This window comes from Undibacterium sp. Ji22W (genome assembly GCF_049340305.1).
Lineage (GTDB): Bacteria > Pseudomonadota > Gammaproteobacteria > Burkholderiales > Burkholderiaceae_D > Undibacterium.
Genome location: NZ_JBMPOU010000003.1, coordinates 835,689 through 853,607, shown reverse-complemented (window position 1 = coordinate 853,607; position 17,919 = coordinate 835,689). Strand labels below are relative to the sequence as shown.

15 protein-coding genes are annotated in these 17,919 nt (G+C 50.2%); all 15 read right to left on the bottom strand.

The genetic code is table 11. The features are described 5' to 3' along the window. Nucleotide 1: 1 nt before the first annotated feature. On the bottom strand, nt 2–1,066 hold the full coding sequence (locus tag ACO0KW_RS16215) for a hypothetical protein (protein WP_423054351.1): 1,065 nt from the start codon (nt 1,064–1,066) through the stop codon (nt 2–4). Next, nucleotides 1,063–6,627 carry a hypothetical protein gene (locus ACO0KW_RS16210; protein WP_423054350.1) on the bottom strand — a complete coding sequence of 1,855 codons (5,565 nt, stop codon included), beginning with the start codon at nt 6,625–6,627 and terminating at the stop codon, nt 1,063–1,065. Before ACO0KW_RS16210 ends, ACO0KW_RS16215 begins: the two co-directional genes overlap by 4 nt. A 46-nt stretch (nt 6,628–6,673) precedes the next feature. Beyond that, nucleotides 6,674–6,973, bottom strand: a complete 300-nt coding sequence (locus tag ACO0KW_RS16205) for a DUF1799 domain-containing protein (protein ID WP_423054349.1) — start codon at nt 6,971–6,973, stop codon at nt 6,674–6,676. Between the two features lie 74 nt (nt 6,974–7,047). Beyond that, nucleotides 7,048–7,467 carry a hypothetical protein gene (locus tag ACO0KW_RS16200; protein WP_423054348.1) on the bottom strand — a complete coding sequence of 140 codons (420 nt, stop codon included), beginning with the start codon at nt 7,465–7,467 and terminating at the stop codon, nt 7,048–7,050. A gap of 95 nt (nt 7,468–7,562) precedes the next feature. Next, nucleotides 7,563–8,729, bottom strand: coding sequence for a hypothetical protein (locus tag ACO0KW_RS16195; RefSeq protein ID WP_423054347.1), 1,167 nt, complete (start codon nt 8,727–8,729; stop codon nt 7,563–7,565). Nucleotides 8,730–8,797: 68 nt separating this feature from the next. After that, the gene (locus ACO0KW_RS16190; RefSeq protein WP_423054346.1) at nt 8,798–9,007 is read right to left on the bottom strand and encodes a hypothetical protein; all 210 of its coding nucleotides are present in this window, start codon (nt 9,005–9,007) and stop codon (nt 8,798–8,800) included. A 24-nt stretch (nt 9,008–9,031) separates the two neighbouring features. After that, nucleotides 9,032–9,454 carry a hypothetical protein gene (locus ACO0KW_RS16185; protein ID WP_423054345.1) on the bottom strand — a complete coding sequence of 141 codons (423 nt, stop codon included), beginning with the start codon at nt 9,452–9,454 and terminating at the stop codon, nt 9,032–9,034. Continuing rightward, nucleotides 9,451–9,762 carry a head-tail joining protein gene (locus ACO0KW_RS16180; protein WP_423054344.1) on the bottom strand — a complete coding sequence of 104 codons (312 nt, stop codon included), beginning with the start codon at nt 9,760–9,762 and terminating at the stop codon, nt 9,451–9,453. Before ACO0KW_RS16180 ends, ACO0KW_RS16185 begins: the two co-directional genes overlap by 4 nt. Nucleotides 9,763–9,806: 44 nt before the next feature. Beyond that, entirely contained in the window at nt 9,807–10,286 is a 480-nt protein-coding gene (locus ACO0KW_RS16175) for a DUF2190 family protein (protein WP_423054342.1), read from the bottom strand. 93 nt (nt 10,287–10,379) lie between these two features. Then, the gene (locus tag ACO0KW_RS16170; protein WP_423054341.1) at nt 10,380–12,497 is read right to left on the bottom strand and encodes a prohead protease/major capsid protein fusion protein; all 2,118 of its coding nucleotides are present in this window, start codon (nt 12,495–12,497) and stop codon (nt 10,380–10,382) included. 67 nt (nt 12,498–12,564) lie between these two features. Beyond that, nucleotides 12,565–14,076, bottom strand: coding sequence for a phage portal protein (locus tag ACO0KW_RS16165; RefSeq protein ID WP_423054340.1), 1,512 nt, complete (start codon nt 14,074–14,076; stop codon nt 12,565–12,567). Then, on the bottom strand, nt 14,018–14,221 hold the full coding sequence (locus ACO0KW_RS16160) for a phage head-tail joining protein (RefSeq protein ID WP_423054338.1): 204 nt from the start codon (nt 14,219–14,221) through the stop codon (nt 14,018–14,020). Before ACO0KW_RS16160 ends, ACO0KW_RS16165 begins: the two co-directional genes overlap by 59 nt. Continuing rightward, the gene (locus ACO0KW_RS16155) at nt 14,221–16,272 is read right to left on the bottom strand and encodes a phage terminase large subunit family protein (protein ID WP_423054337.1); all 2,052 of its coding nucleotides are present in this window, start codon (nt 16,270–16,272) and stop codon (nt 14,221–14,223) included. Before ACO0KW_RS16155 ends, ACO0KW_RS16160 begins: the two co-directional genes overlap by 1 nt. After that, nucleotides 16,259–16,837, bottom strand: coding sequence for a hypothetical protein (locus ACO0KW_RS16150; RefSeq protein ID WP_423054336.1), 579 nt, complete (start codon nt 16,835–16,837; stop codon nt 16,259–16,261). Before ACO0KW_RS16150 ends, ACO0KW_RS16155 begins: the two co-directional genes overlap by 14 nt. 128 nt (nt 16,838–16,965) lie before the next feature. Then, nucleotides 16,966–17,613, bottom strand: a complete 648-nt coding sequence (locus ACO0KW_RS16145) for a hypothetical protein (RefSeq protein WP_423054335.1) — start codon at nt 17,611–17,613, stop codon at nt 16,966–16,968. Nucleotides 17,614–17,919: the final 306 nt, after the last annotated feature.

Here is a 17,919-nt window from a genome sequence, read left to right as displayed (position 1 = left end):
ATTAAATTTCCTCTATATCAAGCGTGATTTTTGCCGTCTTTGCATCTTTGTTATTTGCCTCAAACACTTTATAAATACCAAGTATGGTGAAGGCATCGAACCAATCGTTTGACCCATCGTCCAACCCCGTCCATAAAGCTGGGACTGCATTAAGCGATTCTTTTGCTGCACGAATTTTGTTTACTCTGTACGAGGGTGCTTCAAGCACATGCTTATTTTTTGGCACACTTCGACGTGGTGTTAATTCAGCATTTCCGAAGTCATCTCGTTCAATTACCGAAAAATTCAAATCGGAACTATCCGAACCGTATTGGATATCGCCTAAATAAATATACGTTCCCACAACAACAGAACCGCATTTGACATTGCCACTTGTACTACTTAGCGTGAGCGTAATAACGATGTCCGAAAACGGCGGTAAATCAAAAAGTGAAAATGACGGCTGTGTAGAAAAAGGCTCAAACGCATATTCATAGCCATCGGACACAAGTCGAGTATTTAGATCAATCACTCTGTTGTAGACAGTGCCGCCGCCGAATACCGAGGTTGCACTCACAACTGCTTGATTGGCTGAGATCCCGAGAACCCCAATAGTGTTCACGCGCTGTTTTGGCGCGAACACCATTGTTAGTGGGCTTGGCCAAATCGTTTGCGTACTACGATATAAATCAAAGGCTGCCAAACGATTTGTAGCGCCCATGTCATACCACGCTGCAGTTGACTTAGACGGATAGACGGGCAATGGCTGTCCGAGATTGTTAGGAATCAGCGATTTGTACACTCGATTATTCCGCGACACCGTGGCACTAATTGGATAGTTCGTTGCCGGGTTATACGGCGTCTCGACATAGCCAACTGGGCGCCACCAAACTGGTGAAATGGATGGTGTATTCCCCACATTCAAAGGCAGTAGCGACTCATAGACTCGGTAATCCGCCGCGACAGTCACGATTTCGCCAAATCCATAAGTCGAGCCAGGGACATATGCTGGGAACGCCGCTGGCTCGACTGCGCTGCTACTGACTAACTTATCCGCCGCAATTGTTACTGGTGGCGTCACTCTCATTTAATTGCCTCCGTCCGCATTGCATTTCCTCCTTGAGTTACGTAGTTCAAAACGTCGTAGGTTTTCTTCACGTTTTGGTTTCCGACCTCAGCGACTTTTTGAAGCTCTTTAACGTCTTCACGTAACCGACGAATTTCTGCCACAAGTTCAGCATTATTCGACGCGCTCGATGTACCACCACCGCCAACCATCGGCGGTGGGCTATATGCCCTAGCAGTGATTACCTCGGGCTGAGCTGGTGTTAAGTACCCATTTCCAAAGTCTTTAATGTCAACAGCTTTCGTTCCAGAGTTCGTCGCGACCGAATCGGCGAAAGCTGTTTTTGCAGCAATCAGCCCGGACTTTTCAATCTCTGATACCCAGTAAGCGATACCTTGCAGATCTGGACTCTTGTTGGCGTTGACGTTGGTTTTGTACCAGCTCTCAACAATCTGTTGATTGAGCGAGCCTGCACCGCCTTGCCCCGTAATCCCACCAGTCCAACTCGCAGAAATATCGATCTGCGGTAGCTGAAACTTGCTCATCAAATCAGCCATCGCCACCGATGATGCCGAAAGAGTGTCTAACGCCGTTGGCAAACTCAGGCTCGACTCTGCTGCCAAGTTCAGATACTCAGCGAGCAAACCAGAATCCGAATTGGTCAATGATTTGAGACCGTCCCACGACGTGGCCGTCAAGCCGTTGCGACTTAACAGGTCGTTAAAACCACCGACCGTTAAGCCTGCAGAATCAGACGCTGCGATGAACTTTTGCAGTGAGACACCGCTAATCAACGCCGCGCCTTGTAAGCCTGTATCGCTGGTGCCGAGCGCCGCGATCAGTGCTTTGACGGAGATCCCGGATAAACCAACTAGATCGTCAAATTCTTGCGTGGACAATCCCGCCTTACCCAGAACCGCTTCAAAGCTTTGTGCAGAGACACCTGCACGCTGCAGATCTAACTGGTATTCGCTAGTGCTCACAGAGCTTTCCAGCAAGGTTTGCGCGAGCGTATGCGCTGCCGTGCCAGGTGCGCCCATCGCGTTAGCAAAACTCGCTGCCGACGCATGTGAGACACCAAAGATGACTGCCAATTGCTCAGCACCCAAGCCACCCGTTAACATCTGTGCAGCAAAGCCATCGACCGTGATTCCAGCTGCTGCCAAGCGATCAATGAATCGACCGCCATCCAGACCTGCCCGCGCTAGGATCACGGCCATATCTGCCGCCGATGCACCGGATTTAGTCAACTCAGTTGCAAGCTGCACTGCTGTTAAGCCGGTGCTGGCCATGAGTGCTTTGTAAGCCTCGGTACTCAGATTTGCTTCTGCCATCGCTTTGGATAACAGCGCTGCACTCTCCCCAGTCAAGCCCAGCGATTTCACAAATTCGTCGCTAGATGCTGACGAACTATCAGCGACCTTGAGGATCGCTGCTGATAGATCTGCCTGCGATTTGATCAGCGCCGATTTTGCGGACAACGCTTGATCGAGCAAGCCCAAGAAGCCAGCCTGCGAACTTTGTGCTGTTGTCAGCAATCCAGATGCCATTTGCTGCGCGGTGGCGTAATCGTTTTGCGCACGCACGTTGTCTGCGTGTGTTTGACGATATTCACCGAGCAACGACACGACCGAATCTGACACGCTGATCAACGACCGATCCATTGACGAACCAGTGGCCTGAGCAAGTTGCGCATAATCTGCCAAACGAGCTTGCGCAATCGCCAAGTCTGCGGTCGCTGTTTGCATTGGATCTGTCAGTTTTGGCAGATTCATATCAGCGACTTTTTTGTCTAAGGTATCGGCGATATCACCGAGCATCGACTTCACCATCGCTTCGTCACGCGTGTAGTCAAAGCCCGTTGCTGATCGCTTCTCAGACAACTGTAAGAACTTTTGCGCAACTGACGTCAATCGTTCACGCGCCAATGCGTCCCCGTTCTTCGCTGCATCGGCTGTCGTCAAAAATTCACTACGTGCCGACGCCAAAGACTTGCCAGTGGTACTACCTGACAATCCGGCAATAAACGAGCGCAAGTTGCTTGCATAGTCCGTCATCGAATCAGCAGCTTCGCGATTCAAGTCAATGATGCGTTGCTGAGCTGATGCGACCGCGTCTTGTGCGCTGAAATATGCCGTGCTGATACGCTGCTGCACGGATAACTCAGCCTGCCTTGCACTGTTTGCCCGTTGCGAAGCCTGTTGTAAGCCTTCGCTGACCGCATTCAACGCGGCTTGGTAAGTATGCTGCGCACCTTCTACCGCGATTCGTGCAGATTCCACACCGCCCAAGATCGAGCCAGCAGATTGCGCAACCTGTTGAAAAGCTGGTGCCAACTTCATGAGCTCGATGTATAGCGCAGCCTGCTCTACTTTCGTCCGGTCTAATCCAGTCACCAGATCTTTAAAACCTTCCCACGTTGTCACTGCACCAAAGCCCAGCTCAACCATGCGCTTGTGCAAAGCTTCTTGCACCGGCGCGAGGCGTTCCGCGTCAGACAGCATCATCTGGTTATAGACCTGCATGTTTTGCTGCATCAGGCCAATGCCACCATTCATCGCGAGAAATTCTTCACGCGCTTTGATTGACTCTAAGCCTGTTGATGCAAAGGTCTTGCCCATCGCCGCATACGCTTCGTCTGTGGCCTTGTACTCCAGTGCTAGACGACTCAAAGTCTGACTAGACGTTTCGCCCACTGCCGCGAACTCGGAAAAGTTCGGCAACAAGTCGCTCGCCATTTGATCGGCGATGCCGCCGAACATCGTGCGCATCGCTGCTGCGTTTTCTTCTTGGGTTTTGCCCAGGTCAAAACGCATCGAGTCCTTACGCGCTGCGATGCTGTCGGCGTTGATGCCGAGCGCCGTGGCGAACTCTACGGTGCTTTTTTTAACGGCGTCATACGTCGCATTCAGTTGTGCCAGCAAAGCCTGATCGTTACCCAAATTAGCTGCGTCTTGGTACGACTGGCCATTGCTTGCGACTGCTGTGCTGTTGGCGAGGTTGTAGTTCCACGTTCCCGCACTATCGCCATGAAACCAGCCGCCGTCCTTAGTCCAATTCACATTACGCGAGATGTCATTGGTGCCCAAGGTGCCAGAGACACTTTGATCGCCAAGCACACGGTCTTTCCCCCCGCCAAACTTTGCCGCGACCGCTGCCGCCGCCAACGCTGCCCAACCCCATACCGGGATTGCCGCCAATGCGCTAGAGATACCAGCGCCCATACCTGCAGCACCAGCTGCACTACCAGCCTCAGCACCCGTGGCCAATACGCCAAAGCCTTCACCAATGCCAGCTGCACTGGACAGAGAACCCAAGCCGGTCGCAGATCCTGCGAGAGTCGGCCCGGCTCCTGCGATTGTGCCTGCTGCTGTACCACTTAAGCCAGAGGCGAAGGCTGAGATGCTTTGGGAGCCGAGCAATGAGCCAAGTGAGCCGAGCGACGATCCAAGGAAATTGGATATTCCACCACCCACTGAACTAGCATTGCTAAAACTATCCCACAGTGTCTTACCAGCGCTAACCATGCTCGATGAACCAGATGATCCGCTTGTGCCAGACTCACCGCCTGACATTTTTAAGGCCACATTAATCGCGATGTTTTTTCCGGCCTGATAGACATAGTCGAAGAAAACATTTTTGAACGTATCTTTCATACGTTGCGCAGCATCCTTGCTGCTATCCCACATACTGACAAACGTATCGTGGGCAGTTTTATCCAGCGACTCCCAAAAGCTGACGCGCTCTGCCATTTGACGTTTCTCTTCATCAAATGCGGACTGGCGTTCAGCACTGTCAGTCCTGATACTCGCTAGTTCACGCTTTTTCTTAGCGGCCTCGTCAAGGCTATTGGCATACTCCAAATAAGCATCTTTAAGATCCCCGGCATAGTTCGCGCCGACGCGCAAGTTAGCAGCCAATTCTTCGTCCGCAGCCGCTGCCATTGATAGACGGGATACCGCCAATTGGTCAATCTGCTCCTTTGTCAGCCCAATTTCTTCATTCTGTTTGATCGCTGCTTCGATTTGTGCATCTAAACTTTTGATCTGATCTGCACCAGATTTGAGTAAATCAGCACCCAGCTTCAATGTCTCTTTGCGAGTCGTATTGGATTTTTCTTCCAATAACAATTTTTCAAGCAAAGCACCAAGGTGTGTTTTTTCACTATCGGTAAGCTTCAGTACACCATCGCGGATTTCAACCATTACTTTGCTGGCTAGTTTTTCCGCATCAGTCAGCGCCTGACCACTTTCCAATTCTTGCGACTGCACTGCAATTTTTTCGTTGATCGTTTTGATCAAATTGTCATAGGCGCTAATTTTTGCTTTAGTCGCCTTGGTTTCTTCATCCCCGTCCACACTAAACTTAGATGTATCGACCTGTGGCTTACCAGCCTCGCCCGCTTCTTTACGTGCAGCACGAACTTCTTCCATTCCTTTACGAATTTTTGCGCCGAGTAGATCTTGATTCCAGATGCTCGCGATGTCTTGCCCAGTTTCTTGCGCGACCACGCGCACTTGATTCGCGCCAGATTTCAGCGAATCCCATGCACCACTCAGGTCACCTTCTTTAATCTTGAGGTAGGCGTCATAGATCGCGCCAAAAGCAGCAGAACCCATCGCTGCCATACCAGCAATGCCTTTGCCGATCATCGGCAAAAGAGACAGTAAGCCGTGGCCAACATCCACCAAATAACTTACGCCTATAACCGCATTACGCGCCCAGGTGGTGAACGTACCGTCTGCTGACAGCCGCTTGATCGATCCACCCAATCCATCGTTTGAATTGGTTGCTGCCAACCATGCCCCTGTGACTTCTTCCATCACAGGCAGCATCGATAGCGCCAATTGCTTTTTCCATGCTTCACTGGCACCACGGATCTTGACGAGGTTGTCGCCATAGTTGTCCGCCATCGCTGCTTGTTCTTTGGTAATCCTTGCGTTGAGCTCGCCGCTAGCAGCGAGGTCTTTCATGAAGGGAATCATGGCAGCGCCTTCTTTGCCCATGATTGCCATTGCAGCGGCAGACTTGCCGCCGCCATCTGCAAAGTTATCCATTGCCTTGGCGACTGCCAGCATTTGTTCATCCGGGGACATTTTCTTGAAAGTACCCAAATCAATATTGAGCGCTCTCAGGGCACCGGCTGCCCCTTTGCTTTCTTCGCTAGCAACGGCAATATTCTTGCTCATCTTGTTTGCCGTTGATGCAATCTGATCGAGACTGATATCAGACAATTTTCCTACCGATGCCATCGCCGATAAGTTTTCAACTGAGATACCCGTCGCCATCGATAAGTCATGCAACTTGCCCGCTGCTTCGGCTGTTTGATTGATCAAATTGCTAAAAGCATTGATGCTGAGAATCGCACCGAAACCTGCAGCAAGTGGTCCGAGCATCCCAGTAATTGATTTGATGGGACTGATGACGGAATCCATCCCCGCTTTCATCGCGTTGGCTTTGGCTTGAATGTCGTCTGCAGTAGCTTTCACGACCCCCACTGCACTACGCATCTCTGTGCGCAGACCAGCGATGTTGCCGTCCACGTCTACGACCAACTCACCTACTTTTGTACCGTTTGCCATTGCGGACACTCCCCAAAAAAAAGCGAGCCAGATCTCTCTGACTCGCTCATGATTTCCCGTTTCGTATCGGGAGTATTTTTCTTTCTATTTGCTGTAACTGCTCGAAGATACTGTTTCGCTCCTTCTCAGGTATCGACAACCTCTGCCACACTTCACTGAGTGCGGCATAGTCAATACCGAGAAAGACGAAACTATCACCACGAGCTACAGCTCGCCATTGCGTCCATGTCGCAATGAATACATTAATTGCTGCAACATTATTGCGATGTAGTTGGATCGGTTCAGGTTCATCATCGTCCTCTTCGTCCAACCAGTCACCTAACTCGCTTGGGTTTACGTTCAGCATTTGGAGATCATCCAGCACATCTTGATCTCCCTCTTCCGAGACAGGTTTTCTGCTTGCCCAAGCTGTTGCAGCGGCTATAAGTTTTTTACTTGAATACCGTTTTCAATTTCACCAATTGCGCGGGTAATGGCGTGGATAATCGCGGTACCGCTTGGCGCTTTTAACATGCGCTTGAAATTCTTTCGGTTGTACTCCAGTGGATTTTTTTCTTTATCCACGACACCGCTCCAGTCCGACATCACAGCCATCGTCCGGTCTAAATAGTCTTCAATGAACTCTTCATCGTTTTCATTGACGGACGCTTTTTTCGTCTCAATATCAATTATTTCTTGCTTGTTTTCTTCACTTTTACGCAAAGCGGCTTTTTGCTCATCGCTGAGTCGCTTGAAAAAGCCAACAAACTTGTACTTGCGTACTTTCCCACCTGAGGCTGGCATATTCACTACCACTGGCCAATCAATTACATCATCGATCTCATCAACAACGATAAACATAGGGTTCTCCAACTAGAAAATTTTGAACATAAAAAAAAGGGATCGACAAACAATGCCGATCCCCAAAGGTGCTACACACTCGTTTGTTTAACGCTCTACAAGAACGTTAAGATCACTTCATCATTGCCAAGATCTGGCAGGAATTTCATTTGGGACTGGAGCATCTGCACGCCGTCTTCCTCGCTGTAGCTTGGTTTCGTCAATTGCACACGAGGCGCGTCAACCTTAATAATATTGCCGGCTTCGACACCATGCGTCAGTGTGAAGGCACCAATATCGATATTACGAATTGCAGCAAACCAGTCTTTTGTTGCCACGGTTGTGGCTTGCTGAGTAATAGAACCTGAGGGCTTACTGTCCGTGATAGACACGCTGTCTGGCATGCCAGGTAAGGCTCGGAAGACGACTTCGTTGGCGATATCGATGCTGAGATCAGACAAAACTACACCAGCAAAACCATGCAACTTAATGTTTTTGGTGTTTGTCGAATTGACCGCTAAAGGCTTCTTACGATCCGTAAATGACACGGCTGGTGCGTCTGCATCAGTCACTGGAACATATACGCCGGTGTAGCTGAACTTCGCCATCGGCGCTTTTTTATATGTCCACTGGGTTGATACGCTTCCACGTGCACCAGTCAACTTATGCAAGACTTTTCCAAAAAACGCGTAGTGAGTAATCGACTCAGGATTGTCTGTAATGCGTCGATACGACACTTGCGCAGGAATTTCGTAGACAGTTGTGGCGTCCGGTGCAGTTGCCCAAGGCGCGGTCATCGTAGCAATTTTGGTTGCACCATCATACGATTTCACAACACCCGACTGGCCTAATGCAGCGCCTGCGGTCGTGTAGACCGTTAGACCAACATAGGCACCGTTAGTCGCCGATGCGCCGACACCAAGACTAATTGTATTGATGGTGCCAGCCGTGGCCGTGGCCGTGTGTGCTGTTGCCAGAATTGTTTCTGAAATACAGCATGAACGTAACAGGTGTGCAATTGGTGGAGGCGTGCCAGCAGTGCCAGAGCCTGTTACCTCAGTCTCGAAAGAGAGTTTTGCATACACTAACGCGAGAGTATCTTCGTCATTCCCAAAATAGGGTTTATACATTTCACGCGCTGTTGCATCCATTTCCATCGGTGTCAATTCGATATTTTTGATAATGACACCATTCGATCCTACCGTCGGCACTGGATCAACGCCATAGGTGGTTTCAATCTTAGAAAGCAGTGCTTTCTTCTTTGCTTTTAGTGGTTCAGCCATGCTGAGTACCCCCCTTAAATTAGATTTGATAAGCGAGTCACGATCTCAGCTTTGATCGTGAAACGAATTTAACGAGGACGGTGGCGATTGGCTTTCGACGCTTCATCCGCGCCGATATTCGCCTGTTCGATTTGCGTACCCGTGTTTTGCTCTGCAGGTTGTGCTTGTTCAGGTTGCTGATCTTGATCATGGGCTTCCTTAGTGCGCTCGACCAATTTTCGTGCGCCGTCCTCACCGATGACATAGCTGCCACCGGAGCCGTGGTTTTGAGTGTTCATGTTGACCTCTGATTGTTGTGCCGGTTACGCTTCGATGCTGTTTGCGTCCGTGCGGTATTGAATGAAGAAATGCGATGTGACCATCGCGACGCGACCGTCTGAACCGCCGTATTTTGGTTCGTCAGTCTTACCAGCGGAGACGTCGATAATGTCAAAATCGCTAAAGTGCAAAACTAGCGGGTGAATCGGTACGAAGTAGGTGTCAGCTTGACGATCTGGCACTGCTGATCGGGTGACGACGCTGATCATGACTTGCATCGTGTGATCCGCTACTGACAGCATGTCTTCACTGATATTGTTGACGCCGCGATGAACGACAATCACATCAGCATCGTCCACTTCATAAGCATCTGTTAATGAGCGCGTTACCGTGACACCCAATGCCGACAACGCCACCTCGATCTGGCTCTTTAGTGATTCGAGGATCTGTTCGCGCTTACTTGTCATGGTTTGTAAGTCTCCAACGATGCGAGGCAATACGTACTGCCGTCACCGACCACAGCGGGTTGGCGAGTGACACGGTACGTTTTGCCATCGATCTCTACCTGATTATCTCGACGTAAGACGGCATCGCGGATGCGATAGCGCAGCGTGTGGTCGGTTGACTGTGCTACACCATCAAAGACCACCTCAGATGGCGCGGTGTACTTGGCATAGATCGTTTTATTTGCTGAATCGCCTGTTTTCACAAACACTTCGGATAGAAAACCTTCCTCTGCCAACTCATCAAAAATAAAGTCTTTGTCGAGAGCCATAAAAAAAGGGCAGCTAGGCTGCCCCTCCATTGGTTAGGGATTGGTTACAAGATCACGCCAATGGTGCGCAATTCAGCGAGCAAGGTATTGATCGTTGATTTGCAAGAATTGGCGAGTGCTTGCGCGGTCGGCAGGTCGGAGGCGTTGGCTGTCGAAATGTCGGCGATTGCTGTTTGTGCGCCTTCAAAGAGACCTGCAAAGGTTCCTGACAGGACGACACTACCAACCGTACTTGGATTGGTCGCTGCAGCTGTCGCTGCACCAATCAGCAAGCCAACGGTACCAACATTGTCGCAGCGATTATTTGTAGCATCCCAGTAGATACGGTCGCCGACCGACCAAGCTTGTGCGCTTGTTTTCGGTAGCGTATAAACACCCATACGTTTACCTTCCACTTGTTCACCACTTAATGCATTCTGAGATGCGATTGCGAAGATGACACCGACTAGGAAGCCTTGACCTGCAGTCAAATTGCTTGGTGCAACTAAGGTGAGCGTGCCACCTGCTTGCGTTTGATTTTTCATACAAACCTCAAAAAAAAGCCTGACCGGAGTCAGGCTGGTTTTAATAATTTCATTTTGCAGACGTCTGCAAAACAGTGCTTGGGTTGACGCTGGTTATGCGCCTGGGTTTTTGTACATTGCGCGGTGGTCGATTGCCTTCGCTGCGAAGTCAATGCGGCCTTTGACTTTGAGACCATCGCTATCAAAATCGACTGACTGTTCAGTGAATAGACCTTCTTCACCGTCCAAATAGCAATACTCGACTGTATCGCATGCCCCCGCATCACCAATCAAATACCATGCAGTCGTTGATGCAGCATCGAGGCGACTCTCAATCACTGGCTCCAGCAAACCTTGGAACACATTCTGATCTGCCGATTTTGTTGGTGTGTACGCATTGCTGGTGTACTGTGCCGCTGTTGTTTCCAAAGCTGCTGGTGCTAACAGGAATTTTGGCGCTCCGTTCATTGGTTCACCAGCTGGCGAAACCTGCGTACGCATCGCAGCACGACCAGCCGACAAAGAATCAATCGTAATTTTTGCACCAGCTGCGGCCAAATTATTATGATCGGCATGGAACAATGCTTTGCCGTCTGACAGCGCAGCATTGGCAGTCAGAATGCCATACACGATGTCGGATTCCATGTTTGCTGCTGAACGTCCGAAGAATTGCGGCATACGCTGCAACGCCGACAGATCATCGTTAATAATCATTTGACGTGTGAACGGGACAATCTTGCCGTAAGTCGCTAATTGGATTACTTCGCCACCTTCCATCAATGTGCCGTACTTGTATTCACCGTCTTGATTGATTTTTTCAAGGCGCGTTGCAGCGTCGAATGCCACACGTGTTACAGGACGGAAGTCGGACAATGTGCCTTTTTTCGCCCAGCGCGTGAATGTCTTTGGTGCCCCTGCGTAAGCGCCGCGCATGGTGCGTGTGATGACGCCACCAAAGATCAACGGCAAGTCAGTTGTCCCCAATGCACGTGTCACATCCGACATACCTAATGCTGCACTGGCTAACTGCATTGGGCTCATGCCGCGTGTGCTAATGCCCATTGCCTCTAAACCATCGCGACACAATTCGCGCAATGATAAGCCACGGTATTGACGACCTGCATCAGTCAAAGTGACTGCGCTTGGCGCGATGCGGTGAGAAAGCGCATTGATCATTGCTTCACGACGCACTTCGGTTTGATCACTTACGGTCTCGATACGAACGCCGCCTTGCGTGCGCAACGTGTTTGCGTTGCTTGCTTCTGCCATGCGCTTGAGAATATCTTCGCGCACAGCGTCCATCGATAAGCCGCGATCAACATAGCCGTCGATCAATTTATCTTTGTCGGACAGTGTGCTTGCGCGTACTGTGTCACGGATGTCTTTAACGCGTTGGCGTTCTGTGGCTGCGGCATCAGTGCTAGAGGCATCCGATTGGGATGCATTGTTTGGTGGTGTTGCTGGCGCTTGTGATTGTGTACCTTGCTGCGCACGTGCGACGTTTAACGCTTCCAACGCTGCATCTGCTGCGCGCTGCAATGCCGCCATTTCTTCTGGTGTTTTCATTGTGTTGCCTTTCGTAGTGGTAGACGTTGCAGCTGCTTCGTCTGTTGGTGAAATACTGCGGGTTACTTCGATCATTTCGCAAGCGAACATGGTTGGTTTTTTGGGCTTTGGTGCGTTCGGATCTTCACTGCGAACAATCGCATCTACATCAGCGCCAATCGGCACGAGCGATACTTCGTATGGTTCCCAATCAAGCGCTCGATAGATCCACTCCTTATTGCCCTCGACATCTGGAGCAATCATCTCCATTCGATGAATGCGTGCACCGAGAGAAACTGAGCTCAGAATCTTATCGAGAACATCTTGATAGATAGGCTCGACATCATCGCGCTTTGAAAAACGTACCGTGGCTGTACCGCCATCGCTAGGTGCCGTTGCATTTTCGATGACACCCAGGACATTCTGAAGACTCCATTGATTGTGACAATCTAGGAATGGCGCACGCCCAGATTGCAAACGCGCCATCCGTGTTGCGTTCGCATCCTGACTAAGTTCCTCCATGTAGTAGCGGTCACGCAGCCAGTCATAACGACGAACTGATGCGCCGGCTGTCCAAATAACGTCGACGGTACGATTGTCCTTAACCTTCACAATCGGTGCTGACCAAGTACTAAGCGGGAGTTCGCTTGATACTTCCTTACGTTCTACAGTTAATGGTTGAGGCATGGTGCCCTCCAAAAGAAAAAGGCCACGTGCATCGCATGTGGCCTTCGGTTTTAACTTCTAAGAAAATCTACTCAGCGAGTGTCTTCATCCGCTGCTGCTTCTGTGCTGCTTTCGTTTCTGCTGTCTTGGCACTTCGGAGTGAATCGCTTTCGATCTCTTTTGTGACAGCATCAGGATCGTAGCCAAGCTCACGAATGATCTCAGCCCGACTCATCACGCCAATTTCTTCCAGCACTTGATACGCTTGCGCCTCGCGTAAGGGATCGAGCATTGGGATACGTGGTGCAGTCCAGTTCTCAGGCGTTACGTTAGGCTTTTCGAAGACCCCGGATAGGTAAGCAATCAAAGCAAAGCGCTTCGTAACTTGCGCACAAAAGCCAGGTATGAAGGTGAGCCACTGGAATTGCTCAATCATCTGCTTGAATTCCATCTTACCCATACGACCGCTGGTGAAGTTGACTTGTGAGTAGTCACCAGTCAGCTGCTCATAAGTCACACCCGTACCCGCCGCAATCACCCGCAATTCAACTCGCACAGATTCTTCGTAGCCATCGCTGGCTACTGGCGATGAAAACTCAATTGTTTCACCTTGCCGTAGGTACTGAATCAAGCCGGGGCTAAGCTCTTCTACACTGCGCCCAGCCTGATCTGATGCCTGTGTTACACCAGCACGAAACGCATCATCTGGTGATGTGATGAAGGCTGCAAAGCAAGCTTCAATTTTCTTTCTGACGCTGTGTGCTTCTTGATAGTCATCAAGATCACGTGCTTTCCAAATCGACACTGCAAACTCAGAGAAGCCGCGCACCTGTCCAGGTCGTCCAGTCCCATCGAAAACATGCAGGATCTCGGACGCGGGTATAAATCGACTTGAATTACCCAATGCAAAAAACCCTTGATCGCCCGGATGATTGTCGAACATCCAGTAGCCGGTGCGTTGACCTAGATAGTTGAACTGCACACCAGCAACACAAAAGCCACCAGCCACTTCACAAGTTTTCTCTGTATCGAGATGATCGGCTTCTAAAATCTGCAACTGCAGCGGCACCGTCAAACCATCCTCTAGCTTGCGCACTCGGAACCGCACGAACACTTCACCGTCTGCCCATACCGCTCTCACCACTTGCGCTTGCATCGCTCCGAAGCTGAGCATGCCTGCTGCGTCACATTCACCTTCAGCCCACGTCCTAAAGATCTTGGCGTGTCGATCATTGGCGAACTTGGGCATGATGCCTGTGCCGACAATATTGGAGACCATGATCTTCAAGGCACGCTTCATGTAGCCATTGTTTTGGATCAGGTCTCGTGAGCGATTGCGTATTGTGCGTAGGCCGTTGTTGAGCTCAGCATTAATACTGCCACCACCTGGTTGCCATGAAGATGATCGACGGCTTGTTTTTGCCGCATCAAAACCACGATTCACGCGCTTAGCAATCGCATCGAGCGTTTGTCGTGCTGTCGCTCGCTGAACTCCCGCAATTGGCGAGAAATAGCCAACAAATTTATCTGCCCAATTCATCTTAACCTCGACTAAAACTTGCGATTGATCCACGCGTGCGTGGTGTACTTGACTGCTCATTGAGTGATGCCTTGACGAGATCACGTGCCTTTAGCAACTCATTCAAGCTGCGATACACGATCTTTTCGCCATCGCACTCGACCGATAATCGACCGGATGCAATGGCTTTGTTAAGCGTCGCAAGATTTGCTTGTGTGAACTCCATTATCTACCTCCATTAATCCAATTTTTACGCTTAGCGATCCACGGTTGTTTTGCTGGCACCGTAGCCTTGGGTGGTTCAACTATGGGCTGCAGTGGAGGTACTACGATTTGCTGTGTGGGTGGGACTTCCTCCACCAAGCCGAGGTCTTTTGCAGCTTCGTCAACAGCCTGTATGCATTGCGTCATGACACTGAAAAGATCGGCGATGCGTGGCTCCAGTGCGTTCTCCAATTCCAACCAATTGCTCTCGCTCATCACATTGATACGCAAGCGCGGATGGTATGCACAAGCCAAGTTGTAGACCTTGCAGTCCAGCACCTCGTTTCGCGTGCGGATTTTTTCCCAACGGTCTTTGGCTGGGTTGTAGTACTCAGCAACCAGCTGCTTGTAGTACTCATCATCCAGACCATCCGGGAACCGCATCCGCCATGCCGACATCGGCAAGCCTTCGGCATCATCGGCCAGCAAGGCAGCGTAGATTTTGTCTTTCGCCGTATCTGTCCCAACACTCCAGAGCTGCACCCCGTTTTTGTACGTCGCACCCTTAATGGTCACGTCTTGCTGTGATGGTCGACCAATGATCGGTTTGTGACTCTCTTTGGCACCTTTAACAGCAAAAACGCCGCGATGTTGCCTTAGTCGGCAGTAGTCATAAACCTCTTGCGTTGCACTACCACCTGAATCGACAGCACATAACTGGATGCGCATGTCTATGCCAAACGAGTTAGTGATCGGTTTGTCGATTAACTTATCCAGTTCTTCCCAAGGTGCAGAGGTTGTCGGATCTCCACGTATAATCACGTGGTCAATCGTCCAGTTCTTCATCCCCCTGCCCCAACCATCGATTCCAACTTCGAGACGGTCGCCTTGCGTATCGACTGCTGCGGTCAGAACCAAACAGCCCACTGGTATCGATTTAACTGGATACAGCTCAGCGCGACGTTTGATTTTTTCCCATTGCACTTCCTTGCTTTTGTCTTGCCAGCATTCCGCCATAAAGTTGTTGACGAAAGCGATCAGTTTGACGACATCTGTCTGTGCCTCAATCCAATCCTTTACCGCTTTTGCCCAAGGACGCCAACCAAGAGGTGCATACATCGCGCTTAGATGAAAACTAGCTGTCTCGCCGTCACCGACGGCGGTTGGCATCCAGTAGGCCTCATCGTACCCACGTGTTTTCCATAGATGCTCGGGACTTCCAGCCGCGCAGCCCTCGCAGTGATACAGCGCTGTTTCTGGATCATCATTGATCCATTTCAAGTGATCCCACTTAAAGAATTGGGGATGTTTGCAGTCTGGGCAGTGAACAAAATACCGCCGCTGATCGCCACGCTCATATAGCTTTTCGATCTGACTTTTGTCTTTGATCGTCGGCGTGCTGTTGGCAAAAACTTTCGCTCTGCGACCGTAGTTGCTTGTGCGGTTAAGCGCCAAGTCAATTGGATTACCTTGTCCATCGACGTTGAGCTGGTATTCGTCAACTTCTTCAAGCAGCACGTAACGAATCGTGGAAGACTTTAATCGACCAGCACGGGTAGCACTGGCAAAGTTAAGCATCCCGCCGGGGAACTTCTTGCGCAGCCGTGTGTTGTTGCTGCCTTTCTTATTTGCCGCTGGGATGCGCTTGCGCAGTTCTGGTGTCGATTCGCGCATAGGCTCGAATCGATCCATCTCCCATTTTTCGGCATCGTCCTTAGTTGCAAAAACGGCGAGCATATTGCCCGCCGCTGATGTGATGTTTTTCCCGACAAAGTTTTCACCGAGTGCTGAGCCACCAAGCTGGTGACCTTTCTGCATGCTAACCAATCGGACAAACGAATTGTCGAACGGCCTAGTGTCATCGTGTGAGTATCGAGTGACAGAACTAGGTATACCAGACAGCGCATCCATGATGCCAACCAGATACGGTGTCCGTTCGTTACGCCACTTGCCAGGTTCAGGGCTATTTTCAGGCAAGATGCGATAACGCGCCGACCATTCTGCAATCCCGATTCGCTCGTCTGGCTTGATGGCCGCAGCAATCGTCTTCAGGAATTCATCACAAGCTCCCATCCTCCGTTTCCTCTTGGTCTTGGCTTTGATCTTTAAACATGGATTTCAAATCAATCGCTTCAAGTGCGGCCGCCAGTTCTTTCTCCAGCATCATTTCGATGCGATACGGATCAGTTTCTGCAGCAAGCAAGTCTTTTGTACGCGCTGGCACGTTCATGATCGCATCACGTATCGTTCTAAACGATGTGAAGACCATGCGTGTAGCGTCCTCTAATTTCAAGACCGAGCCCATCAGCATGTCGAGCTCGATTCGTTCTTTCATACTGCGAGTTTCTTCTCGCATCGTCCGGTGTCGCTGGTACTCAGAATTCTGTGGAACGACCGCTTCCTCCTCATCGTCCAGATCGTCACCGTCCAGATCCGATGCCTTATCCATACCCCGCTTGCCGACATCGGTATTAGCAGCCCACTGTGCATCTGCCAAGCGAACGCTAATCTTCCCGGTGGGCTGCTTCGTGATCCGCCCGGACTCAATGGCCTTTTGCACCGCGCTTAACGCAACGCCGCGATGACGTGCGTAAGCGCGAAGACTGACCTCGTCATCGATCTGTTCGTTTGGTTCCATTGGAATACTCTGAAAGATACTAGTGACCACCGACCACCCAAGTGACCACCCAAAAAAAAATCACTATGCCTTTGAGCCACGTGCGCGAATTACCCACGAGGCTCAGAACTCCAGGAAGGAACCGCCCACTATCGGCGGGACTTCATGGCCTCGTGCCATGCCAGTTGCATGTTCTTCGACAGATTGTTGTTGATTGTTTTCTCTGCGACCTCTTGAAACATGAATCGCTTTTGATACGTCGCCTTATCAACAAAAATAAGATCAGGAATCAACTTCGCTGTCTCCTTACTTCGTTGATAGACAACAGTGACGTTCGGATTATGCTTTGACTCACTACGGAAGTATGTCTTGCCTTTGTTTGCATCTTTCAGGTTAGCGGCAATCCGCATGATTTCCGCTTTACTCATATTGCCAAACTGGTTGCGCTTAGCTCCCCACCCAGGCAATGCAACTTCATTGAAGCCAAACTTCTCTTCAAACTTCTTAAAGCCACGGACGCCACCTTTGATTTGTTCAAAGAGATACGCCCCCTGAATTTCTTTAACGAATACACTAGACTTCAATTCCTGCTTATTTGCCGGAGAGAATGCCATTGCATTCTGCGTAAATGTCGTTGGATTATCAAAGTCACGCTTGATATGCTCTGTCACTTTTGCTCGCGCATCGCGGACGGTCATCGTCAAAGCCTTAGCCACAGCGAATGGCGCTTGATCAGCTGTAATGGAGTTGAATCCTTTCAGCAAATCTGCAACACCAACTGTGCGCATGATGATCATAAATAGCACCCAAGTTTACATACGTCTGCACTCGATTGGCATCTCGCTATGCAGGGAGCTGATACTAGTATTGCGCCAAGTCGCTCCATGATTTCAGAAGTTAAGTGGGCATTTCTCAACCCATCAACGAGTTCTTCAATATCTTCTAGCTATGCAGGGAGCGAGATACCAAACCGAACGAGCAAAAACAAAATGCCCCGACTCATTGCTAAGTCGAGGCATCACATACAGAATAAGTTAAGGCTAATTGGTCTGTTAGTCCGTTGCCACCGGACGCTACGTGCTAGTCCGCAGACTGATTACTCT